The 22,566-nt window shown below is 71.2% G+C and carries 21 protein-coding genes; 11 read left to right on the forward strand and 10 right to left on the reverse strand.

From position 1 onward, the window contains the following. Window positions 1–53 precede the first annotated feature (53 nt). The 3 genes from ACIGXX_RS34810 to ACIGXX_RS34820 all read right to left on the reverse strand — a co-directional run bounded on the left by ACIGXX_RS34810 (window position 54) and on the right by ACIGXX_RS34820 (window position 2,994). A complete protein-coding gene (locus ACIGXX_RS34810; protein ID WP_361467535.1) occupies window positions 54–968 on the reverse strand; it encodes a hypothetical protein in 915 nt (304 codons plus the stop codon). Window positions 969–1,234: 266 nt separating this feature from the next. Further along, window positions 1,235–2,503: an aminotransferase gene (locus ACIGXX_RS34815; RefSeq protein WP_399981780.1), complete on the reverse strand. Its 1,269-nt coding sequence runs from the start codon at window positions 2,501–2,503 to the stop codon at window positions 1,235–1,237. 146 nt (window positions 2,504–2,649) lie between these two features. Then, on the reverse strand, window positions 2,650–2,994 hold the full coding sequence (locus tag ACIGXX_RS34820) for a hypothetical protein (protein WP_399981783.1): 345 nt from the start codon (window positions 2,992–2,994) through the stop codon (window positions 2,650–2,652). Window positions 2,995–3,217: 223 nt separating this feature from the next. Between ACIGXX_RS34820 and ACIGXX_RS34825 the strand changes: the two genes are divergently transcribed. Next, window positions 3,218–3,646 carry a MarR family transcriptional regulator gene (locus ACIGXX_RS34825; RefSeq protein WP_351169301.1) on the forward strand — a complete coding sequence of 143 codons (429 nt, stop codon included), beginning with the start codon at window positions 3,218–3,220 and terminating at the stop codon, window positions 3,644–3,646. Window positions 3,647–3,797: 151 nt separating this feature from the next. Further along, window positions 3,798–4,880: an alkene reductase gene (locus ACIGXX_RS34830; RefSeq protein WP_351169304.1), complete on the forward strand. Its 1,083-nt coding sequence runs from the start codon at window positions 3,798–3,800 to the stop codon at window positions 4,878–4,880. Here the strand turns inward: ACIGXX_RS34830 and ACIGXX_RS34835 are convergent. Next, a complete protein-coding gene (locus ACIGXX_RS34835; RefSeq protein ID WP_366463545.1) occupies window positions 4,877–5,248 on the reverse strand; it encodes a cupin domain-containing protein in 372 nt (123 codons plus the stop codon). The genes ACIGXX_RS34830 and ACIGXX_RS34835 overlap by 4 nt on opposite strands. A gap of 306 nt (window positions 5,249–5,554) precedes the next feature. Between ACIGXX_RS34835 and ACIGXX_RS34840 the strand changes: the two genes are divergently transcribed. After that, window positions 5,555–7,117 carry an alpha/beta hydrolase gene (locus ACIGXX_RS34840; protein WP_399981985.1) on the forward strand — a complete coding sequence of 521 codons (1,563 nt, stop codon included), beginning with the start codon at window positions 5,555–5,557 and terminating at the stop codon, window positions 7,115–7,117. A 29-nt stretch (window positions 7,118–7,146) separates the two neighbouring features. Here ACIGXX_RS34840 and ACIGXX_RS34845 read toward each other — a convergent pair whose 3' ends face one another. Then, entirely contained in the window at window positions 7,147–7,515 is a 369-nt protein-coding gene (locus ACIGXX_RS34845; protein WP_351169310.1) for a hypothetical protein, read from the reverse strand. Window positions 7,516–7,757: 242 nt separating this feature from the next. Here ACIGXX_RS34845 and ACIGXX_RS34850 point away from each other — a divergent pair, with 242 nt between their 5' ends. The 3 genes from ACIGXX_RS34850 to ACIGXX_RS34860 all read left to right on the forward strand — a co-directional run bounded on the left by ACIGXX_RS34850 (window position 7,758) and on the right by ACIGXX_RS34860 (window position 9,425). Beyond that, window positions 7,758–8,174: a hypothetical protein gene (locus ACIGXX_RS34850; RefSeq protein WP_351169313.1), complete on the forward strand. Its 417-nt coding sequence runs from the start codon at window positions 7,758–7,760 to the stop codon at window positions 8,172–8,174. A gap of 82 nt (window positions 8,175–8,256) precedes the next feature. After that, a complete protein-coding gene (locus tag ACIGXX_RS34855) occupies window positions 8,257–8,817 on the forward strand; it encodes a DoxX family protein (protein WP_351169316.1) in 561 nt (186 codons plus the stop codon). Between the two features lie 152 nt (window positions 8,818–8,969). Continuing rightward, window positions 8,970–9,425, forward strand: coding sequence for an RDD family protein (locus ACIGXX_RS34860; protein ID WP_351169319.1), 456 nt, complete (start codon window positions 8,970–8,972; stop codon window positions 9,423–9,425). Between the two features lie 41 nt (window positions 9,426–9,466). On the opposite strand, the gene ACIGXX_RS34865 is transcribed toward ACIGXX_RS34860, so the two are convergent. Together ACIGXX_RS34865 and ACIGXX_RS34870 are read right to left on the reverse strand one after the other, a co-directional pair. Beyond that, a complete protein-coding gene (locus tag ACIGXX_RS34865) occupies window positions 9,467–10,756 on the reverse strand; it encodes a hypothetical protein (RefSeq protein ID WP_351169322.1) in 1,290 nt (429 codons plus the stop codon). Between the two features lie 159 nt (window positions 10,757–10,915). Continuing rightward, complete coding sequence (locus ACIGXX_RS34870; protein ID WP_383825937.1) at window positions 10,916–11,668, reverse strand: hypothetical protein; 753 nt, start codon at window positions 11,666–11,668, stop codon at window positions 10,916–10,918. Window positions 11,669–11,873: 205 nt separating this feature from the next. Here ACIGXX_RS34870 and ACIGXX_RS34875 point away from each other — a divergent pair, with 205 nt between their 5' ends. The 4 genes from ACIGXX_RS34875 (at window position 11,874) to ACIGXX_RS34890 (ending at window position 16,402) form a co-directional block, all read left to right on the forward strand. Beyond that, window positions 11,874–13,187, forward strand: coding sequence for a hypothetical protein (locus ACIGXX_RS34875; protein ID WP_366463550.1), 1,314 nt, complete (start codon window positions 11,874–11,876; stop codon window positions 13,185–13,187). Further along, window positions 13,180–14,397, forward strand: coding sequence for a cytochrome P450 (locus ACIGXX_RS34880; RefSeq protein WP_399981794.1), 1,218 nt, complete (start codon window positions 13,180–13,182; stop codon window positions 14,395–14,397). The genes ACIGXX_RS34875 and ACIGXX_RS34880 overlap by 8 nt, the downstream gene beginning before the upstream one ends. Before the next feature lie 158 nt (window positions 14,398–14,555). After that, window positions 14,556–15,161, forward strand: coding sequence for an ImmA/IrrE family metallo-endopeptidase (locus ACIGXX_RS34885; RefSeq protein WP_361467507.1), 606 nt, complete (start codon window positions 14,556–14,558; stop codon window positions 15,159–15,161). Then, window positions 15,161–16,402 carry a DUF6545 domain-containing protein gene (locus ACIGXX_RS34890; protein ID WP_361467504.1) on the forward strand — a complete coding sequence of 414 codons (1,242 nt, stop codon included), beginning with the start codon at window positions 15,161–15,163 and terminating at the stop codon, window positions 16,400–16,402. Before ACIGXX_RS34885 ends, ACIGXX_RS34890 begins: the two co-directional genes overlap by 1 nt. Window positions 16,403–16,420: 18 nt before the next feature. Here the strand turns inward: ACIGXX_RS34890 and ACIGXX_RS34895 are convergent, their stop codons facing one another. Both ACIGXX_RS34895 and ACIGXX_RS34900 read right to left on the reverse strand, forming a co-directional pair. Beyond that, entirely contained in the window at window positions 16,421–18,100 is a 1,680-nt protein-coding gene (locus ACIGXX_RS34895) for an ABC-F family ATP-binding cassette domain-containing protein (RefSeq protein ID WP_399981799.1), read from the reverse strand. A gap of 348 nt (window positions 18,101–18,448) precedes the next feature. Further along, entirely contained in the window at window positions 18,449–19,618 is a 1,170-nt protein-coding gene (locus ACIGXX_RS34900; protein WP_399981802.1) for a damage-control phosphatase ARMT1 family protein, read from the reverse strand. Between the two features lie 215 nt (window positions 19,619–19,833). On the opposite strand from ACIGXX_RS34900, the gene ACIGXX_RS34905 reads away from it, so the two are divergent. Next, window positions 19,834–21,891: a phosphocholine-specific phospholipase C gene (locus ACIGXX_RS34905; RefSeq protein ID WP_399981805.1), complete on the forward strand. Its 2,058-nt coding sequence runs from the start codon at window positions 19,834–19,836 to the stop codon at window positions 21,889–21,891. A gap of 9 nt (window positions 21,892–21,900) precedes the next feature. On the opposite strand, the gene ACIGXX_RS34910 is transcribed toward ACIGXX_RS34905, so the two are convergent. Then, a complete protein-coding gene (locus tag ACIGXX_RS34910) occupies window positions 21,901–22,521 on the reverse strand; it encodes a helix-turn-helix domain-containing protein (RefSeq protein WP_351169349.1) in 621 nt (206 codons plus the stop codon). Window positions 22,522–22,566: the final 45 nt, after the last annotated feature.

The following is a 22,566-nucleotide window of genomic DNA, read 5'->3' on the forward strand; positions in this document are numbered from 1 at the left end:
TCCGAGCAGCGGAGGGCAAGCCTCGGGTTCGCCGCCCGCCGTCCGCCGTTGGTTCAGTTGCGGATGCGGACGCCGTGGCGGGTGCGCATGCGGTGAAGTTCCCACAGGGCCACCGCCGTTACGGACACCGGGCCGCCGAGCACCGCGCACCACTGCGCGGCCGGCGGGCCGTACGGCAGACCGCCTTCCAGCGCGACGCTGCACAGCATCAGTTCCCAGACGAGTACGACGGTGAGCGCGGCCGGGAGCGCGGCGTGCACGTTGGACGTGTTGAACGCGTAGCGGGCCGCGTAGGCGGAGGCGAAGAGAAGGAAAGGCAGCAGCCAGAGGAGGCCGATGAGCAGCGCGAGCGCCATCAGGCCGTTGGCGAGCGTGCCGTAGTTCTGCTTCAGGAGCACGGCACTGCCTGCCAGTACGAGTCCCACGCCCACCAGGATGCCGACGTACCAGCCCACGGCCTTGAGCGGCGCGCGCAGCCGGGAGCGCAGTACGCGCCGCTGCTCGGCGGGCGCGTAGCGGATGAAGCCGAGGACGACCAGTGGCCCGGTGAAGATGAGCAGCAGCGGGGCGAGGATCAGCTTCACCACGCCGTCGTTGGCGACTCCGCTCCAGCCGTCCTCCGCACCGTAGGTGTAGATCAGGAGGAGCGTGGCGATCGCTCCGGCCATCGCGCGCCCCAGCTGCACCTTCGTCACGAGGGGGTCCGCGACGCGGCCGGCGCCGGGCTGGTTGAAGATCGCCTCGGCGCGGCGGCGGGCGGAGCGGATCAGCGGGATGAGCGGCGAGACGAAGAGGAACGCGAAGAGGGAACGCCGCCGCCGGACGGGCTGCGGCGGATGCGGGTACGGATACGGCTGGGGGGACGGAGGCGGGTACGGGCCTGGCTGCGGCGGGCCGTACGGCTGTGGGCCGCCTCCCTGCGGTGAGCCGTTGCCTGGTCCCCAGCCCTGATATCCCCCGTGTGCCACGGCTCCCCCTTGCCTCCTGCGACGCTTCTGAGCGCGCGCAGTTTACAAGCCGGAGCGGGAAGGCCGTCACCTGCGCGGAAGCGCAGGAGCGTGAACGTGTGGCAGAGGTCGGTCAGTTGCTCTGATGCACGGCATAGGCGGAAATGAGGGGTGGCGTCGGTCGCCGCCGCGGACGGCCAGTTCGACTTCCAGCCCCTGCTTCCGTCCGCCCGCAGTCCGTCGGGGCGACCGGGGAGTCATCCCCGGTCGCCCCGACGTCGGACGACCTAGCCGACCCGTTGCTCGTACCCCACGAGCCGTACGCACGCGGCGAGTCCCGCGATGGCCTGCTCGAGCTCGGCCAGGCTCGGGTAGCTGGGCGCGATGCGGATGGTGGCGTCGCGCGGGTCGTCACCGTGCGGGTGGGTGGCGCCTGCCGGGGTCAGGACGATGCCCGCCTCGGCGGCACGGCGCACGACCTCCTTGGCGCCGCCGTCGGTCAGTTCGAGGGTGACGAAGTAGCCGCCCTTGGGGTCGGTCCAGCGGGCGAGGCCGGTGCCGCCGAGCTCCGCCTCCAGAATCCGGGCCACCGCCTCGAACTTCGGCTGCAGCAGGGCACGCTGGCGCTCCATGTGGGCGCGCACCCCGTCGGCGTCCCGCAGGAACATCACGTGCCGCAGCTGGTTGATCTTGTCCGGGCCGATCGACCGCTTGGCGTTCTTGGCGAGCAGCCACTTCAGGTTCGCGGGCGACGAGCCGAAGAAGGCGACGCCCGCGCCCGCCGCGGTGATCTTCGAGGTGGAGCCGAAGACGAAGACGCGGTCCGCGTTCCCGGCGTCCGCGCAGGCGGTCAGCAGGTCGGCGATCTCGACGGGCTCGTCGGTGAGGTGATGGGCGGCGTACGCGTTGTCCCAGAAGATCCGGAAGTCGGGCGCGGCGGCCTGCATCGAGGCGAGGCGGGCGACGGTCTCATCGCTGTAGGAGACGCCGTCGGGGTTGCTGTACTTCGGGACGCACCAGATGCCCTTGACCGTCGGGTCCTCGGCGATGAGCCGCTCCACGACGTCCATGTCCGGGCCGTCGGCGGTCATCGGCACCGGGATCATGTCGATCCCGAAGCGCTCACAGAGCCCGAAATGCCGGTCGTATCCGGGGACGGGGCACAGGAACGCGATCCGCTCCTGGTCCACCCAGCGCGACTCGGCACCCGGCACCACGCTCAGCAGCGCGTGCACCAGGCAGTCGTGCATCAGCTCGAGGCTGGAGTTGCCGAGCGCGAGGAGCTGCCCGGCAGGCACCTGGAGCACGTCCGCGAAGATCTCCCGGAGCTCCACCAGACCCTGCAGGCCGCCGTAGTTGCGTACGTCCGTGCCGTCGGCGGAGGTGTGCCGCCCGCCCGGCAGGCTCAGCAGGTCCTCGGAGAGGTCGAGCTGCTCCGGCGACGGCTTGCCGCGCGTGAGGTCGAGCGAGAGCCCGCGCCCTGCGAGGTCCTGGTAGTCCTGGCGGGCCCGCTCAAGGAGCCCGGTCGAGGAGTCGGGGCTCAGCTCGGTGGTCATGGTGTGTCCTTACGTTGTCGGCGCTGCCGGGGCCTGTGAGCTGCCTCGGCCGGCGACGGGGGCATCGGCACTGCCTGCCGAGGATACAAAGCGATGGCCTGCCCATGGCCGGGCAGGTGGCGCTCGTCACCCTTGGCAAGAACGACCTACAGGACCGACCACGCCCACACGACCAACACCGCCGGCACCAGGACGGCCACCGCGCCGAGCGTGACCCCGGCCCGCGCCGGGCGGCGATCGGCCGTCTCGTCGCCCCGCATGTCGCGCAGGACACCGACGCCGGAGACGATCGCGCAGACCCCCGCGGGAACGATGGCGTACACGGGGAAGAAGCGGATCCAGGGCGAGACGGACGACGGCAGCCAGGGGCATCCGAACAGTGCGACGGCGACGGCCCCGAGGACCAGCGACGCCGTGCCCGGGCGCCTCCTCCAGGGCTGGGGCGTCATCACCTGGGGCACCGGTGTCGTGGTCTGCCGCGTGGGGATCATGGTCGGAGGCTAAGGGCGGGCGGCGGCCCCTGCGTGGGGGCCGCTACTCAGCGGCTGGTCGGGGGCTACTCATATGCGGGTGAGTAGCCGCCGCTCGTATGCGGGTGAGTAGCCGCCGACCAGCGGCGCGCTCCTGGTTCCGCGTCGCCCTACATTCATGCACGAGCAAGGGCTGTACGTGCATCTATCATGGATCCGTCGAACCGAGACGCGGAGTTGAGACATGGCCCACAGCGACTCTGAACGCTGGTCCCACCTGGTGACCCTGCACGGCCGCGTCGAGCAGCACCTGACCGAGGTCCTGCACCGTCGCTGCGCGCTGAGCCTGCGGGAGTACCGCACCCTCAGCCTGCTGACCGCGGCCCCCGAGGGCGAGCTGCGGATGCAGGAGCTCGCCGACGCGGTCGGCCTGGACCAGAGCTCGGCGTCCCGCCTCGCCGGCCGGCTCGAACGGGCCGAGCTCGCCGAACGCTGCCACTGCCCCGGCGACCGCCGCGGCGTCTTCCTGGGGATCACCAAGTCCGGACGGGAGCGCCAGGCCCAGACGCAGCCGATCTACGAGGCCGCCTTGAGCGAGGCCCTGGACGAGGCGGCCTCCGCCACCGACCCCGCCCTGGCCACGCTGACCAGCAGCCTGCGCGCCTCCGCCTGACCTGACCCGAGCCCCTCCCGCCGCACTCCCTCCCCTGCTGACAGATCACCGGTAGCCTGACTAGTATTTGCATGCACCTACATTCTTTGTAGGTGCATGCAAACAATCATGCGCGCAGCCATGAACACAGCTGCCGTCCAGAAGGAGAACCGTGAACTCGCCCCTGCTCGATCCGTACCGCGGGCCCGCCCTCCACCTGCCCAACCGGACGGCCATGGCCGCGATGACCCGCGCCCGCGCCGACGACGCCACCGGGGTCCCCACCCCGCTCATGGCCGAGTACTACGCCCAGCGCGCCACCGCCGGCCTCATCGTCAGCGAGGGCATCTGGCCGCACCGCATCGGCAAGGGCGGCCCCGGTGTCCCCGGCCTGACCGAGCAGGCCCACGTCGAGGGCTGGCGGCAGGTGACGGGGGCCGTGCACGCCGCCGGCGGCCGCGTCTTCGCCCAGCTGTGGCACGTGGGGCGCGTCAGCCACCCCGACATCCTCGGCGGCGAGCAGCCGGTCGCCCCCTCCGCCGTGGCCGTCTCACCCGGCCACGGCCAGATCTACACCGCATCCGGTCCGAAGGACTACGTCCTCCCGCGCGCCCTGTCCACGGCCGAGGTCGCCGAGACCGTCGAGGCCCATGCCGCGGCCGCCCGCAACGCGATCGACGCCGGTTTCGACGGGGTCGAGATCAGCGGCGCCTACGGCTACCTCCTGGCCCAGTTCCTCTCCGACAACGCCAACCTGCGCACCGACGGATACGCCGACCGCGTCCGCTTCGTCGTCGAGGTGGTCGAAGCGGTCGCCGCAGCGATCGGAGCGGACCGCACCGCCCTGCGCGTCTCCCCCGGCAACCCGCTCCTCGACACCGTCGAGACCGACCCGGGCCCTCGCTACCACCGGCTGCTCGGTGCACTGGGCGGCAAGGGCCTGGCGTACCTGCACGTGGTGCAGTCCGGAAAGTACGCCGCCCTGGAAGACCTGCGCCCCCGCTGGCACGGCACCTTGGTGGCCACCTACGACGGCCCCGAGCCCGGCAGCCGGGAACAGGCCGAGCGGGCGCTGCGCACAGGCCTCGCCGACGTCTACTCGTTCGGCCGGCTCTTCCTGGCCAACCCGGACCTGCCCCGACGCATCGCCGCCGACGCCCCGCTCAACCCGCAGCGCGAGAGCGGCATGTATGGGGGCGGCGGGGAGGGGTACGTGGACTACCCCGTCCTGGAAGGGAGTTCAGCCAGTCTTTAGGGGGCGAGCTCGGCCGCCTTGGTCATCGGCCCTCCGGCGTCGCCGGTGTTCATCGTGCCCGCGGGCTCGAAGAGCAGGATGGCGGTTTCCTCGTCCGCCACGGGACAGTGCTCGACGCCGCGGGGCACGACGAACAACTCCCCCGGACCCAGGACCACATCGCCGTCCCGGAGCTGGATGGTCAGGCGCCCGCTGATCACCAGGAACAGTTCATCGGTGTCCTCGTGGCTGTGCCAGACGAACTCCCCTTGCAGTTTGGCCAGCTTGACCTCGTAGTCGTTGAGGACGGCCACGGTCTTCTGCGACCACAGCTCGCTGAACCCCGCGAGCTTGTCGGCGATGTTGACCGGAACGGACTTCTGGGACATGGGGTATTCCTTCTTCGTGGTCCTTCATGGTCGGCGGACACCCTGAGCCTGCCGTGCCCGGACGCCGCCGGTCTTGTACGTTCCTGACATGCCCGCGGAGCGCCCCCACACGTCAGTTCACGCGGCGCCGGCCGCGAGACGGTTGGCCTCGCGGCCCGGCGCGCGGGGCCGCGACGCGTCGAGGATGGGACGCCATGGACGGGGCGGGGGACAGCACCCGTAGGCATCGGCCAGGTGACCTGATGGTCTGCCGCCGCCCGTGCTCCTAGCGTCGGCTTCTCGAGTCAGTCGAACCCAAGGAGCATGATGCGCGGCCTCACCCCCTCACTCGCGATCGGCCTGAGCCTGGCCGGACTGCTCGCCGGAGCCGTGCCTGCGACGGCCACTGCCGCCAAGGACCCCCTCGGCGCCGCTCGGCCGTTGGCGGCCTACGAGCAGCAGCGGCTCACCTGGGGTCCCTGCTCGAAGGCGCAGACGGAGCTGAACGCCGCGGGGGCGCGGTGCGCGAAGGTGACGGTCCCCCTCGACTACGACGCTCCCGGCGGCCGCACCCTCCAGATCGCGGTCTCGCGCGTCAAGGCCACCTCCGCCTCCCATCGGCGCGGCATCCTGCTGTCCAACCCCGGCGGTCCGGGCGGCAGCGGCCTGGCCAACACCCTCGCTCTGCGGCCCGCGTTGAAGCAGGTGGCCGACCGGTATGACCTCATCGGCTTCGATCCGCGGTTCCTCGGCGAGAGTTCCCCGATCGCCTGCGCGCCGGCCGGGCCGCCGACCCCGCCCGCGCCTTCGACATCACCCCGTGCGGACTTCGACGCATCGGTGCGGGACGCGCGGAGCACGGCACGGCGCTGCCAGGAGTACGGGGACAACGCGGAGCTGCTGCCGCACGCGTCCTCCCGCAACGTGGCCCGGGACATGGACGTGATCCGGGCGGCCCTCGGCGAGCGGAAGCTGTCGTACTACGGCATCTCCTACGGCGCCGACCTGGGCGCCGTCTACACCCAGATGTTCCCCCGGCGCACCGACCGCATGGTCATCGACTCCTCGACGGACCCGGCGTCCACGCAGTACGAACTGTTCCAGAGCTCCGGCGAACCGGCCGAGGCGGCACTGGACGCATGGGCCGCATGGGCCGCCCGGCACCACGCCACCTACCGCCTCGGCCGCACGGCCTCCGACGTACGCATCCGCGTCGAGCGGTTGCTCGCGCAGGCCGAGCGCCGGCCGATCGGCGTCGGCGGGCAGCGCCTCAACGCCCCTGTCCTGCGGCTGCTGTTGAAGCAACCCGTTCAGCACGAGGAGAACGATCCGGCGCTGGCCTCGATCGTGCGGGACCTGGTCGACGCCGCCGCGGGCAGGCCGGTCGAACCGGGCCCCGAGCTCGCCGCCATGCTGGAGCTGCTGGCTTCGCCCGATCTGGCGGACAGCATGGTGGGCGGGGCGATCTTCATGTGCGGCGACGGCGGCTGGCCCGCGGGCGGCTGGCCGAAGGACCCGGAGACGTACTGGAAGAACAGTGTGCGCAGCCGTGCCGACCAGCCGGTGTTCGGGCCGTACGTCAACGGCATGATCGCCCCGTGTGCGTTCTGGGCCACCGAGCCCCGCGAACCGGGCACGGCGATCGCCAACGACGTACCCGTCCTGATGCTCCAGGCCCGCCACGACAACAACGTGCCCTACGCCGGAGCCCTGGCCCTGCACCGCAAGCTCACCGGCTCACGTCTGGTCACCGCGGACATCCGCTCCCACGGCGTCTACGGCCGCGCCCTAGAGGGCCACCGCCCCGTCCCCTGCGCCGACCGCGCGGTCAACTCCTATCTGCGCACCGGAGATCTGCCCGCCCACGACAACACGTGTCCTCGGCGGTAGAACCGTCGCCGTCGTCGGCGGACGAGCGCTCAGCCCGCCCGAAAGCGCCGGAGCAGATCGAGGGCGGCGGGGCTCTCCGAGGCGAAGCCCTGGAGTCCCTCCTGCTCCGGCGGGACGCTCGGTCCCCACAGGCGGACGCCGTGGCAGCGGTAGCAGAAGGCCATGCGGAACAGCAGTCCCGTGGAGCTGTGGGCCCTGATCCCCCAGCCCGGCAAGAAGCAGCGGTGCAGTTCGTCGTCGGGAATCCCGGCCATCAGAGCCAGTGCCTCGCGTGCCTCGTCGGCCGCCCACAGCGCGACGTCTTCGCCTATCAGGTCGGCGGACGCGGTGTTCACCACGGGGTCGGCGAGGCGGACGACCTCGATCAGCTCGGTCTTCTCACGCGACGGCAACAGCATGCGACCAGCATTGCGCACGCACCAGGGATTTACGTCGACTCCGCCCGCACCCGGAACCAACCTCGACCTTCCTGAGTACCCTGCGCCAACTCCCTGACATCCGGGCCTTGATGTGCACCGGCCGGTTCGGCACCGCGCGACGGCGTCCGTGACGGCGAGCGAGGACGCCCGGCAGGCGTCGCGTCAGTTGCCTCGTTCCCCTCCTGCGCACACCCTCGCCCCTGGCTTACCATCAGTCGGACATGGCCACACGGGAGATACGACCCCAGGGCGGAGCGGCACACCAGAGCAACGCCGCCTACACCGCCCTGCTCGTCATGGCCTTCCTCTTCCTCGTCCCCCTGCTCGGAGTCGACGGGCCGTCGGGCACCGCCGCCGCGTCGGTGACCGATGACCGCGCCGCGGCCACCGCCGCAGCGGTTTTCGGCCCGTACGCCGACAGCCGTGACCGAGGCCGCGACGGCGGCCGCGGCTGCCACGAGGGCGAGAACAGGACACCGCGTGGGGCGTTGCCCGCTCCCGAGCGGACCAGCTCGCCCACGTTCGAGGCCGCACCCGCGTCGTACGTGCCGCGGGACGACGCCCCCGCGCTGCCCGGAACGTCTCCCCCGGACGCGACGTCCGTCGACCTCTACAGAACCCAGGTCATCAGAACGTAGACGGGATCTCTCCACCCGCACCCGCCGACGGGACCGGTCGGCATCACCGCGTCACCCTCATCGATCAACAGGAGAGATCCGCATGCCCTTTTCCACTTCCACCAGCACGCACCCCGCCGCTCCGGGCGGCACCGGCTCCTCGCTCGCCTCCTCGCGGTCCGGCACCGACATCGGGCTCCTGCTGCTGCGCTGCGCGGTCGGTCTGACCATGGCCGTGCACGGCAGCCAGAAGCTCTTCGGCTGGTTCAACGGCGGCGGCCTCGACGGCACCGCCGGGTTCTTCGCGAGCGACGGCTACTCCGCCCCGAAGACCATGGCCACGGTGGCCGGTCTGACCGAGACGTTCTGCGGCCTCGGCCTCGCCATCGGCCTGCTCACCCCGCTCGCCGGTGCGGGCATCCTCGGGATCATGCTCAACACCATTGCCATGAAGTGGGGCAACGGCTTCTTCAACCCGGCCGGCTTCGAGTACGACCTGGTCCTGCTCACAGCCGCCGTGAGCCTGGCCCTGGCGGGCCCGGGCAGGTACGCCGTCGACCACTTCCTGCCCGTCCCGCGCACCCACCGGCTCACGCACGGCATCGCCGCACTGGCACTCGGCGCGGTCGCGGCCGCCGTCGTCCTGGTGGCCCTGCACGACTGACCGCACCGAGCCGCGTACAGCCAGCTCACCGGGCCGGGTCCGTTCAACGGGGCGTTCGCCGCACGGCGTTCGCCCCCTCGGGCCCGTCCCGGTGACCGCCGATGGGCCCACCCCGTGGGCGGTCGACCGGTCCCGGCCAGTAACGTGCAGCCGTGGTCAACCAGCAGTGTGCCCCCGCCCGTGACGTCGCCCCCACTCAGGTGCGCCGGGTCACCGCGGCGGTCGTCGACGCGCTCGCCGCTCTGGTCTGCGGGCTCGCGGCCGGCGCCGCGGTCGGGGTGAAGGTGAGTGACGGAGTGGTCGAACTCCGGCCGCAGTCCCCCACGGTGTGGGGGCTGGCGCTCGGCGTGGCCGTCGGTGTCTCCTTCGTCAACCACGTCCTGCTCACCCTGGCGACCCGGACCAGCCTCGGCAAGGCGATCACGGGGCTGCGCGTGGTCCGCGCCTGCGACGGCCGACGCCCCGGGCTCTTCCGGCTCATCGGCCGCTGGCTGTTCGGCTTCTACTGGACGGTCCTCTTCGTCCCTCTCCATCTCGCGACGGACAGCGACGTGGAGCAGCAGGACGCGGCCGGGCTGCGCATCGTGCGTCGGGCACTCCGCACTTGATCCGGTTCAGGCGCGTCCTGTAGAGACCGTGGGCATACGGTTCAGGCGCCTGGCCCGTAGAGGCCATGGCGCTCCGCTGTCCTGATGGCCCGGTGGTCCCTGTCCACCTCGCTGCGGCTGCCGGCGGCCAGGATCAGTTCGCCCGGGGAGCTGGTCCGACCCACTGTGCGCCGCACGCGGGCGCCGGGGCGCAGGTCGCCCACCGTCTGCCGGACGGTCGGCAGTGTGGTGATCGCGCGCAGCAGCTCCTCGTCGAGCGCTCCGTCCCGCGGAGCGATCAGGGAGACGCGTGCGACGTGCGGCCGGGGCAGGGGGCCTGTCGGGGCGTGGGGCGACTCGGGAAGCGCGGCCCGTACCGCGTCCTGCACGAGGTTGCTTCCGGTCACTTCGCGCAGGACGGGGTCGGCGGCGTCGGTCGGCGGCCCGGGCTCGGCGCGCACCAGGACCGGGCTCTGTCCGTCCACGACCACGAGACGGCTGCGGAGCACACCGGTGGTCACCCCGAGGATGTCCAGGACCCGCAGCATGTAGAGGGTCAGGAGCCGGGGTACGAGACCGCGCGGATCGACCAGGTCGGACCGGTCGTGCAGTCCGGCGGGCGTTCGGGTCTCGGCCCAGATGCGGGTGACGCGGTGCTCCACCACGTCGTGCGGACCGCGCCCGGTGACGGTGTCGAGGTCGTAGACGGTGCCGGAGAGATGTTCCTGGAGGACCAAGTGGGGGTCGAGGCCCTGCTGGTGGGTGGTCCGGCGCATCGCGCGCCAGGCCACGGCGAGGTCGTAACCCGACCGGCAGCGCCAGACGGGGGCGTCGAGCGCCGTATCGGCCGCGGCGACGACGTACTCCGGAAGGTCGTGGAAGGCGGCCCAGTCGAGCGCGGCGGCCAGGCTCGCCGTGCGGATGCCGCGCGGGGCAGCCACGCCCGCGGCCTCAAGCGTCTCGGCCTGGAGCCCGATGTCGTGGCGCAGCAGCGAGCTGGAGGGGTCGTTGCCCGTGCGCCGCAGCCGCTCGGCCAACTGGTCGGCGAGGTCGACGCCCAGGGAGCTCCCGGCGACCACGGCACCCACCTGGTGCGGCGCCAATAACTTGACGGTCTCGCGCAGGGAGCCGGTGTGCACGATCCGGTGGCGGTACTCCCCGCTGAGCGTGGAACCCGCGACCTCCGGCGGGAGAGCGTCCGGGGCCAGCTCGATCGCGACGCAGGGCCATCCGCGCGCGGTGAACTCGCCGGCGTACGCGCCGTCGTCGCCGTAGGGAGCCACGACCACGGCCACGCGGTCGGAAGGCTGGGCGGCCTGGGGAGCGGCGGGCTCGGCCGGCTGGAGTGCCATGACGGAGGTGCTCCTCGGGCTGCCTGGGCAAGGTCAAGGGGGCCCGAGCCCGGCATGTCGACCGAGCCTGGGGTCACGTAGATCTTTGTGTATGCCCGTCAGGCTGTCAACAATTGGGGCACCGGTGGCGCGGCCCGACGCGTGAGGCCGCCGGAACGCCTACTCGTCCCGCGTCTCCGGCGTCGCCCGCCGCGCGCGCTCCTGGAGTGCGAGCGTGTCGAGCGCGGGGAGGATGTCCCGCAACACGTCGACCTCGCCGTTGCTGCGCAGGGCGAGGCTGTCGGCCCCAAGTCGCTTGAGGGCCACCTTCGTTGCCAGCTTGGGCAGATCCTCGTTGACCATGCGCCTCAAGTGCTCGGTGAGCGCCTCGCCCTCACTGCGGAAGCAGAAGCCGAGGGGGGCGTGGAAGAAGGTCTCCAGGGTGCCGACCATGTCGTGCCGCGGTTTGCGCTCGCCGTTGAAGATGTTCCAGACGGTCTGTCGCGTGATGCCGGTCCGGGCGGCGATGTCGGCGTCCTTGTACGGCTTCTGGGTCGCCGGGTTGAGTCGGGTGGCCCTGAGGAAGGTCAGGCGCGGCAGGAGCAGCGCCAGGCGGAAGCCTTCCCGCTCCTTGGCCTGAGCCGGTTCCTCGTCGGTGAGAGGCGCTCCGTCGAGCAGGGCCTGGGCGCGCTCGGCGGCGATGCCCGTCATGTAGGAGACGTGCGGGGGAGGCAGCAGGTCCCCGCGGGTCTTCCCCAACCGGGCGGCATAGGCGTCGACGTCGACCAGGAAGCGGTCGATGGCGAACCTCAGGAGGTACTCCCGGGGCGCATCCTCCCGATGGACGTCCGGGTCTTCCCGACGGGCGTCCGGGCGGGTACCGGCCAGCAGGCGGTCGATGTCGCCTCCTCTGGGGTCGGCGTCTGCGTTCACCTGTAGGTCTCCAAGGGCCACGGGACACGATGGTCGTTCGAGGATAGCCACTGACGCCACCATCCTCACCGGCGAGCTTCCCCAATCGTTGACACCCCGCTGCGGGGTAAAGGAAGATCACAGGCCAGATCAGGGCCGTGTTCGGGCCGTTCATGCCAGCCGTGAGCTGCGAAATTCCCCACTTGTTGACGACGGGATCGGTGTCATGACTTCATATCCTGATTTTCCCGCTGGTGCCAGCACGCTCTTACCTCCCGCCGGGTGCCCCGCCCACGACGCGGCACTTCCGCTGGCGGAGATCGACGCGCACCCGGACCCGAGGGAGTTGTACCGCCAGATGCGGGCCGAGCACGGCCCCGTCGTCCCCGTCACCCTGGACGGCGTGTTCGGCTGGCTGGTCATCGGCTTCGACGCGACGAAGCGGGTGATGCGCGAGGGGGTGCTCTACAGCCGCAGTCCGCGGCACTGGCGGCCGCGCGGCCCGATACCCGCCGACTGGTCGCTGGCGCTGCACACGCAGGAGCGCCCCAACGCCCTGTTCGCCACGGGCGAGGAACACACGCGGCTGCGCGGGGCCCTCACCCGCAGCCTGGGCCGCACCCGGCCGGGGACCGTGCGCCGCTACACCCGCGACCGCGCGAACCGCCTGATCGACGAGTTCTGTGAGACCGGCGGCGCGGACCTCGTCGCCCACTACGCCGCGCAGCTGCCCCTCATGGTCCTGATGCGGATCTTCGGCTTCTCGGAGCGCTCGGCGCTGCGGCTGGTGACGGCCCTGCCCGCACTGCTCGACGGCGGCGACGCGGCGCAGCGGGCCAACCAGCAGATCATGGACGTCATCGAGAGCCACATCGCCCACCGGCGGCGCGAGCTCGGCGCCGACGCGATCGCCTGGCTCATCGAAGAGGACACCGCCCGGAGCGCGGCGGAGATCGCCCGCAGCAACGACGAGATCCGCGAACAGGTGTGGCTCACGCTGGCCTCCGCCATGGGCGCCATGGGCAACTGGATCTCGAACGGTCTCGAGCGGCAGGTCAACAGCGCGCAGCTGCGCAACGACATGAACCACGGCCTCGCCGACATCGAGGGCGTCATGCGGGCCACGCTGTGGGAGCAGCCTCCCCTCCAGCGCGTCATCGGCCGCTGGGCCACGCGGGACACCCGCCTGGGAGAGCAGGACATCGCGGCCGGCGACATGCTCGTACTCGACCTGGCCGCCGTCAATCAGGACCCGTGCATGGGATCGGACGCCGAGCGCGCCGCGACGGCCGCCCACAGCGAGGCCAACCTCCCCTACGGCGCGGGGGAACACGAGTGCCCGTTCCCCGACCTGGCGGAGGCGATCGCGGTGACGGCGGTCGACTGCCTGCTGCAACGGCTGCCCGACGTCCGCCTCGCCGACGGCGCGTCCCTGACGTGGCGCCCGTCGGTCATCGTGCGCGCCCTGGAGGCCCTGCCCGTCCGCTTCACCCCGACCGCTCGCTCAGTCTCGGCCTCGGAGGTTCCTCAGCATGCTTGACCTGACGCCACCTCAAGTGACCTTGCTCGACCCGCGCGACCTCGTCGTGGCCGAGGGACGCGGCCTGCGGGACCAGGGCGCCGTCGTACGGGTGCGGCTGACCGGCGACGTGGAGGTGTGGGCCACCGGGGACCACGCCACCGCACGCGAGGTCCTCACCCACCCGGACTTCCGCAAGAACCCGGCGCACTGGCGGGCGTACACCGACGGTGAAGTGCCCGACAGGTGGCCCCTGTTGGAGCTCATCACCCTCGCGGGCATGCTGAACGCGGACGGCGAGGACCACACCCGGCTGCGCAAACTGGTGGGCAAGGCCTTCACGCCGCGCCGGATCGAGGCACTGCGACCGCGCGTCGAGGAGATCGTCCAGGGTCTGATCGACGGCCTGGCGGCCGCGTCCGGCCCCGTCGACCTGCGGCAGGCCTTCGCCCTCCCGCTGCCCATGGCCATCATCTGCCGTCTGTTCGGGCTCGGTCTGGACAAGAGCGAGCAGCTCGCCGACAACTTCGCGGCGCTGCACGACGAGGGCCGCGCCCAGGAGGCGCCGGCGGCCAAGGCAGGCCTCGTCTCCGTGATCGGTGAGCTGATCGCGGAGAAGACCGCCGCGCCGGGCGACGATCTGACCTCGGCGCTGATCGCCGCCCAGGGTGACGGGCAAGGCAGCCTCAGCGAGAAGGAGTTGATGGAGACCCTGCTCCTGTTCCTCTTCGCGGGGCACGAGACCACCGCCAACCTCATCGGGAACGCGGTGGTGAACCTGGCCGGCCATCCCCAACAGCTCGCCCTGGCACGCGAGTCGGACGCATGGTCGGCCGTGGTGGACGAGACGCTGCGCCGCGACAGCCCGGTCCGCACGGTGATGTTCTACTACGCCGCCAAGGACGTGACCCTCTCCGGCACGGAGATCAAGGCCGGGGATGCCGTGGTGATCCATGTCGCCGCCACCGGCCGCGACGCGCGCCATTTCGGCCCGACAGCCGAGGAGTTCGACATCCTGCGTCAGGCCGCCGCCTCCCATCTCGGGTTCTCCCACGGCGTCCACTACTGCATCGGTGCTCCGCTGGCGAAGATGATGGGCACGACCGCTCTGCGGTCCCTGCACGGCCGGTTCGACGTCGAACTCGTCGGCGAGCCCGAGCCGGTGGCGTCCTACTCGTCCAACGCCGCCGGGGCCCTGCCGGTCCTCCTGAGGAACCGAAAGAGGGGCTGATAGTGTCCCAGCGCAGGCCAGCGGAGACTGCCTGTCACGAACGGGGAGCGTGAACGCGGGCGACGCCCGCATCCTTCAGTGCCATGTCTCTCCGGATGACCGTCGCACGCTGGGCAGCCGACACCCAGCGCGGGACGCGCCTTGGGAGGGCTGACCCCATGCATTCCACCGGCACCCCCGAACCCGGGCACCGCACCGGCCCCAGCCGCCTGATCCCCGGCCGGGTCTCGACGGCCCTGAGCAAACGCCTCGCCTGGAGCATGGAAGAGCGGCGCGCCGCCCGCCTCATCTACAAGGAACTCGGACTGGAACCCGACGCCGGACTGATGGACCTGGTCGAGGCCGTCGGGAAGAAGCGCGGCCGTCCCATCGAGATCGTCCAGCGCTCGCTGAGCCCACAGGCGACGGGCATGTGCCTGCCGGGCAAGGACGGGGACCGCATCGTCATCACCACCAACACCAGCCCGCACCACCAGCGTTTCATCCTGGGCCACGAGCTCTTCCATCTGCTCGAGGGCGAGGAGGACGACTGCGTCAGCGGGCACCACTTCCAGGGCTCCGACGCACTGGAGAGCGAACTGTCCTCCCTGCCACCGGGGTTGGCCGACGAAGTGCTCAGCGGCCCCGTCTTCTTCCGTACGACGTTCGAGCGCAAGGCGGAGTGGCGCGCGGAGGCGTTCGGGACGGTCGCGGCGCTCCAGCTGACCGGCAAGAAGGGCGCGGGGTCACTCACGTCCGCCTTCGCCAACCGGCGGTTCCACTGATGTGGCACCTGATCCTCACCACGGTCAATCTGGCGATCGCCGCCTTCGCCCTGACCCTGGGGGTGGCCAAGGCGCAGGCCGCCCGGGGCAATCCGGACCTCACCCTCAAGCTGACGGCCTCGGTCCTGATCCACTGCGGCGTGATCTTCCTGCTCTGCACGCCCGACGTCTACCGGGCCGTGGGAGCGGCCACGGGCTCCCCCAACATCGCGGCGCTCGTCGTCAACTCCGCCACCCTGCTGTGCCTGGGCCACGCCCATCTGATGACCCAGCTCTGGCACCCGGCGCGCAAGGAGCCGGCCGTCCTGCGGCGCACCATCGCGACCTGGGCGCCGGTGTACGGCAGCGCCATCCTCCTGATGGCCGTCCTCTACGCCTGGGCCGACGTGCAGGGCCCCGCACGCCCCCTGCGCTACGCCGCGGCCTACGCCGACACCTGGCAGGTCGTCGCCTTCCAGGTCGTCTACTCGGCCGGCATCGTCGCCACCGCGCTGGTCACCATGCGGCAGTGCCGCGGCGTCGTCATGCCGGGGCGCCCCGACCTCGACCTGGCCCTGCAGAAGAGCCTGACGGCGTTCGCCACCGCCGTGGCCCTGGACATCGCCAACATCGCCCTGACCCTGACCGCGGTGATCTCCGCCGTCGGCACGGGCGACCACCGACTCGACTTCCTCGCCGAGGGGGCTTGGCTCGCCACCATCGCCAGCGGCGTGGCCGCCAGTTTCGCGCTGGCCCGGCTGGTGTTCAGCTCCCGGCGCGCGGAGCGCCGCGACTGCCGGACGATGGAACGGCTGTGGAAGGTGGCGACACTCCACGGCGAGGACGACGGACAGCTCGTCCTCGCCCCGCAGCCGCTGTTCTGGTGGCGCAACTGGCGGGTGGAGCTGCTGCGTCGGCTGGCCGAGATCCGCGAGGGCGAGCGTGTCCTGAGCCCGTGGTGGAGCGGCGCACCGGCCCAGGCGGTGGCCGACCTGGCCGACCAGGAGGCCGACCTGCCCGCGGACTTCGACCTGGTCGCGGCCCAGGCAGCCGCCGTCGTGCTGCACGCGGCGCACGCGCGCGGCCAGGGTCGGCCGCCGCTGCCGGACCACGCGCGCCTGAGGGCCATGCCCGGCGGCAGGGTCCCCGAAGAACAGGAGCGGGACCATCTCGTCCTGGTGGCACGGCACTTGGACCTCCCACTCGTCTCCGCGGCCGTCACGGCCTGCAGACTCCGGCCACTGAGCGAAGAGGCCGGTTAACTGCCCCTGCGGGGCAGCTCAGGCGCCCGGGTCCTGCCGGTCCCCGTGCGGCGCCGCGAGGACGTCGCGGACCTCCTCCGCGGATGTCTCCTGGAGCTCCTCCGCGACCAGCACCCAGCGGGTGACGCCGACCGACTCCAGGAAGGTCAGGTCGTGGCTGGCGATCAGAAGCGCTCCCTCGTACGACGCGAGTGCGCCGGTCAGTTGGCGCACGCTGGCCAGGTCGAGGTTGTTGGTCGGCTCGTCCAGCATCAGGAGCTGCGGTGCCGGGGCGGCGAGCATCATCGCCGCGAGCGCCGCGCGGAAGCGCTCGCCGCCCGAGAGGGTGCCCGCCAGCTGTTCGGCGCGCGCCCCCTTGAACAGGAAGCGTGCCAGCTGGGAGCGGATGTGGTTGTCGGTGAGCCCGGGAGCCAGCCGGGACACGTTCGCCGCGACGCTCAACCCGTCGTCCAGGACGTCAAGGCGCTGCGGCAGGAACCGCAACGGCACGGACGTGTTGGCCTCGCCGGACAGCGGGGCCAACTCCCCCGTGAGGGTGCGCAGCAGCGTCGTCTTGCCGGCGCCGTTGCGCCCGACGAGGGCGATGCGTTCGGGCCCCCGCACCTGAAGGCTGCCCTCCCGCAACTTGCCGTACTGGGGCCGCAGTTCGCGCACGGTCAGCACCGTGCGGCCCGCCGGTACAGCGGTGTGCGGCAGGCTGACGCGGATCTCGGCGTCGTTGCGGATCGCGTCCGCGGCCTCCTCACGCCGCTCGCGTGCCTCGCTGAGCCGCTCCTCGTGCAGGCCCCGCAGCTTGTCCCCCGACTCCTGGGCGGAGCGCTTCTTCTCGCCTGCGACGATGCGCGGGGCGCGCCGCTGGGCGTCCATCTTCTTGCTGTGCCGCTGGCGGCGGGCCACCTTGATCTGGGTCTCCTCCAGTTCGCGCTTCTGGCGGCGTACGTCGGCCTCGGCGGACCGCAGCATCCGCCCGGCCGCTTCCTGCTCGGTGGCCAGCGCCTCCTCGTAGGCGGACCAGCCGCCGCCGTACCAACTCACCGACCCGGAGCGCAGTTCGGCGATGCGGTCCACGCGTTCGAGCAGGTCGAGATCGTGGCTGACCACGACCAGGACACCGGTGCGCCAGGAGTCCACTGCCTCGTAGAGCCGGCGGCGCGCGAACAGGTCGAGGTTGTTGGTCGGCTCGTCGAGCAGGAGGACGTCCGGGCGCTCCAGGAGCAGCGCGGCAAGGCGCAGCAGGACGGTCTCCCCGCCGGACAACTGGCCGACGGTGCGGTCGAGTTCGACGTCGCCGAGCCCGAGTGACCCCAGGGTGGCCAGGGCCCGTTCCTCGACGTCCCAGTCGTCGCCGACCGTCTCGAAGTGCTCCTCGCGTACGTCACCGGTCTCGATGGAGCGCAGCGCGTCACGCCGCTCGGCGATGCCAAGAGCCTGGTCGACGCGCAGGGTCGTGTCGAGGGTGATGTTCTGCGGCAGGTAGGCGAGGCTGCCGCCGACGGTCACCGACCCCTGGGAGGGACGCAGTTGACCGGCCAGCAGCCGCAGCAGGGTGGACTTGCCCGTGCCGTTGGTGCCGACGAGGCCGGTGCGGCCCCGGCCGATGCTCAGGGAGAGCCCGTCGAAGACGCTCGTGCCGTCCGGCCACTGGAACGACAGGGCGGAGGCGGTCAGGGAGGCGCTGGGCGTGGTGGGTACAGACATGGGAATCTCGCAGTCGCAGGCGCGGCGGGCAGGGGGCGTCGTATGCGAGCACCACGCGGCGACCGACCGGGAAAGAGGGAGGTGTGGCGGTCCCGTAGATCGAGGGACGGCTCATGCACCGAGGTCGCATCCACGCGGGGTCACGGGCGACACGGCAGGGCCGGCGGCGGCGTGACGGGCGTACGGCGAGTGCCGTACGGCGCGATGTTCGCGAACCTCAGATGCGCAACGTCCACCTCTATCGGAGACAACAGGACCGTTCGAACGATAACGACCGCGAGGGGGAAAGGCAAAGCCTTTGAGGTCACCTCACCTCTGCGGGTCCCCGCTTCCCGTCACCCCTGCGGGTCACCGCCGCGCCTGGATCAGGGCGTGGGTGCCGCTGGTGCGCCACCCCTGGCCGTGCTCGGCGGTCAGCGCCGCCTCGGTCCGCGCGTCGAGGCCGACGATCACGTCGGACTTCAGTGTCCGCAGGGCGGCCACCGGGCCGGGGAAGTACGCGGTGCGCTCCGCGAACGGTGTGGTGGCGGGCCACAGCCGGTCACCGACCAGGCGCCGGTAGTTCAGGTCGCCCTTCAGGACGGTCACGTCGGCATCGGCGAACTCCTGGCGGAGGTCGTCGGGCATGTCCGCGTACGGCAGCGGGGCGCAGGAGAAGGTGTGGCTGCGGACGGTGAGCCGTCCCGCGCCCATGGCCGACCACAGGCGCTCGCCCACCTCCGCGGCGACGCCCCGCGCGCCGGTCAGGTGGCGCAGGCAGTCGATCACGTCGGCGGTCATGGCGTCCGAGACGTAGTACGGGTAGGGCTTGACGTGCACCACGACCCGCTCGGCGCGCCGATGCCGCAGCAGGTGGTCGACGAGGATCAGGTCGGGCAGGAGCTCGCGTCCGGCGTTGTCCGCGACCAGGCACAGCGTGCCCGCGCCGCCCTCGGGCAGCAGGGACCACAGCAGCGCGGAGTCGTCGGCGACGAGCTTTGAGTCGGCGGCCCCGGCCGCGCCACCCCCCACGGCGAACCCCAGGTCCGCGCGGTTGCCCCACAGCGAGCCCAGGAGCAGCGCCTGACGCTGCTCGTCGAGGGGCCGCGGGGCCAGCGCATCGAGCGCGGCCAGTTCCGCGTCGGCCTCCCCGGTGTGCAGTTCGGCCTGCTTGAACGGACGGAACGGGTCGATGCCCTGCCAGGGGCCGTCCTCGAAGTACCCGACGGCGGTCAGCAGTTGGCGGTAGAAGTAGCTCTCGGACCACAGGAAGGGGACGTCGAACCAGGACAGACCGAAGCACTTGCTCCCCCAGGCATCCCACAGGTCGCGGTCGTGCGCCTCGGGCCCCAGCGGTTCGATCACGCCCTGCGTGGCCTGTGTCAGCAGGGCGTCGAGGGCGCGATGCTGTCGCGGGCCGTAGGGGAAGGCGTCGCGCACCTTCTTGATGAGGGCCGGGTGCCGCTCGGCGAGCACGCTCCGGGGGAAGGAGCCGGGTGCGTTGCTCAGGATGACGGGGGCGTCGACTGCTTCTGGCATGGCCTGCTGATCCTCCGGTTCGGTGCTCGCCCTCTCACGAGGAGCCAGCCACAGGGTCTCACCGACCGGGCGATGTCCCGAAGGACCGCCCCGTTGCGTCCGGAGGTGAAATATCCCCGGTCCTTCACCTTTTCTTCTCACTATTTGACGTCTTGAGGGCGGGCCGGTCTACGGTGACCGGCCCTCTATCCCCCACAGTTCAGAGGTTCAGCTCCATGCCCGCATTCAACCGCCGACGCTTCCTCCAGGCAGCGGGTGGCACCGCCGGCGTCGCGGCTCTGTCCGCCAGCATCATGCGTGCCGTCGACATTCCCGCCTCCGCCCGCTCGGGGTCGATCGACGACGTCGAGCACATCGTGGTGCTCATGCAGGAGAACCGCTCCTTCGACCACTACTTCGGCACGCTCAACGGCGTCCGCGGATTCGGTGATCCCCGGCCGATGGTCCTGGAGAGCGGCAAGTCCGTGTGGCACCAGTCCGGCGACGGCGAGGAGGTCCTGCCCTACCACCCGGACGCCGACGACCTGGGAATGCAGTTCATCGCCGGGTTGAGCCACGACTGGGAAACCGGACACCAGGCATGGAACAAGGGCAAGTACGACGACTGGACAGCGGCCAAGACATCGGGCTCGATGGCCCATCTGACCAGGGACGACATACCGTTCCACTACGCGCTGGCCGACGCCTTCACGGTCTGCGACTCCTATCATTCGTCCTTCATGGGAGCGACCGACCCCAACCGCTATTACCTCTACTCCGGGCACTGCGGCAATGACGGCAAGGGCGGCGGACCGGTCCTCGGCAACGAAGAGGTCGGCTACGACTGGACCACCTATCCCGAGCGCCTGGAGAAGGCCGGGGTGTCGTGGAAGATCTACCAGGACATCGGCGACGGACTCACCGAGGACGGGCTGTGGGGCTGTCTGGAGGACGCCTACCGCGGGAACTACGCCGACAACTCGCTGATGTTCTTCAACAAGTTCCGCGACGCCAAGCCCGGCGACGCCCTTTACGAAAAGGCGTGCAAGGGAACGAACGTCAAGGAAGGCGGCGATCTTCTCGACGACCTCCGGGCGGACGTGAAGGCCGGGAAACTCCCGAAGATATCCTGGATCGCCGCTCCCGAAGCATTCAGCGAGCATCCCAACTGGCCCGCGAATTACGGCGCCTGGTACATCTCCCAGGTCCTGGACGCGCTGACGTCCGACCCCGAGGTGTGGAGCAAGACCGCCCTGTTCATCACTTACGACGAGAACGACGGCTACTTCGACCACGTGCCGCCGCCCTACCCGCCGGCCGACCCCTCCTGGGGCGCGTCCACCGTCGAGACCGAGCTCGACGTCTTCCCCGGCGACAGCGACTACAGCGCGGGCCCCTACGGGCTCGGCATGCGGGTGCCCACGCTCGTCGTCTCCCCGTGGTCCACCGGCGGCTACGTCTGCTCCGAGGTCTTCGACCACACCTCGGTCATCCAGTTCATGGAGCGCCGCTTCGGCGTCCACGAACCACACATCTCCCCCTGGCGCCGCGCCATCTGCGGCGATCTCACCTCCGCCTTCGACTTCAGCCTCAAGCACACCAAGCCCGCGTCCCTGCCGAGCACCGACGGCTATGAGCCGCCGGACCAGGAGCGGCACGACAGCTACACCCACTCCCCGCCGGCCGCCCCGGCCCTGCCCAAGCAGGAGAAGAGCGCAAGGCCCACCCGGCCCCTGCCCTACGCTCCCCTGGTCACCGCGGCCGTCAAGCCCTCCAAGGAGAGCATCGAGCTCACCTTCACCCCGGGTGACGAGACCGGCGCCTGCTTCCTGGTCACCTCCGGCAACCGCGACGACGGGCCCTGGACCTACACCGCCGAGTCCGGCAAGAAGATCTCCGACACCTGGAGCACCGGCCCCTCCGAGGGGACGTACGAACTGACCGTGCACGGCCCAGGCGGCTACCTGCGCACCTACGAGGGCACCGCCGCGACCGCGAGCCCGGAGGTCACCGCCCACCACGACCGGGACAGCGGCCGCCTCAAGCTCACCTTCACCAACCCCGCCGAGAACTCCTGCGACATCACGATCACCAACGCCTACGGCGGCAAGAGCACCAAGATCACCATTGCGCCGGGCGGCCGTCAGAGCCGCTGGGTCGACCTCGGCCACAGCAAGCGCTGGTACGACCTGCGCGTACGGTCCGACAGCGACAGCGCCTACCTGCGCCGGTTCGCCGGGCACGTGGAGACCGGCGAGCCGGGCACCAGCGACCCGGCGCTGCGCACCGCCTGACCCCGTCCGCTAGGCCCCCTCGCCCTCGCCGTCACCACCCGGCCGGACGCGAAGGTGCATGCGCTCGCCCTGAGCCCCGTACAGGGCGAGGAATTCCACGGGGATGTCACCGGCGTTGGCGAGGCCGTGCGGGGTGCGGGTGTCGAACTCGGCGGCTTCGCCCGCGGTGAGCACGAGGTCGTGCTCGCCCAGGGCCAGCAGCAGGCGGCCGGAGAGGACATAAAGCCACTCGTGGCCCTCGTGCGTGCCCTGCTCGGGGCGCGCGGCCTGCCGGGTGCCGTGCTTGGCGACCGGCATGACCTGCTTGTAGGCATGCATGCCGCCGAGGTAGCGGGTCAGCGGGACCCAGGTGTTGCCGTGGCGCATGAACGGCCTGGGGTGGATGCGCGGGTCGCCCGTCTGGGGCGCGCCGACCAGCTCGTCCAGCGGTACGCCGTACGCCTTGGCCAGCGGCAGCAGGAGCTTCAGGGTCGGCTCGCGCTGCCCGGCCTCCAGCCGCGAGAGCGTGCTCAGGGAGATCCCCGTCTCCTCGCTCAGCCGGGCCAGCGTGGCGCCCCGCGCCTTGCGCAGTGCCCGCAGCCGCGGTCCGACGGCGGTCAGCACATCCGTGAGTTCGGCCTCGTCGCTCATCCCTCCATTTGCCGACGTGGCAAATATCTTTGTCAAGCCGCCATG

The organism is Streptomyces sp. NPDC055243, assembly GCF_044544025.1.
GTDB lineage: Bacteria > Actinomycetota > Actinomycetes > Streptomycetales > Streptomycetaceae > Streptomyces.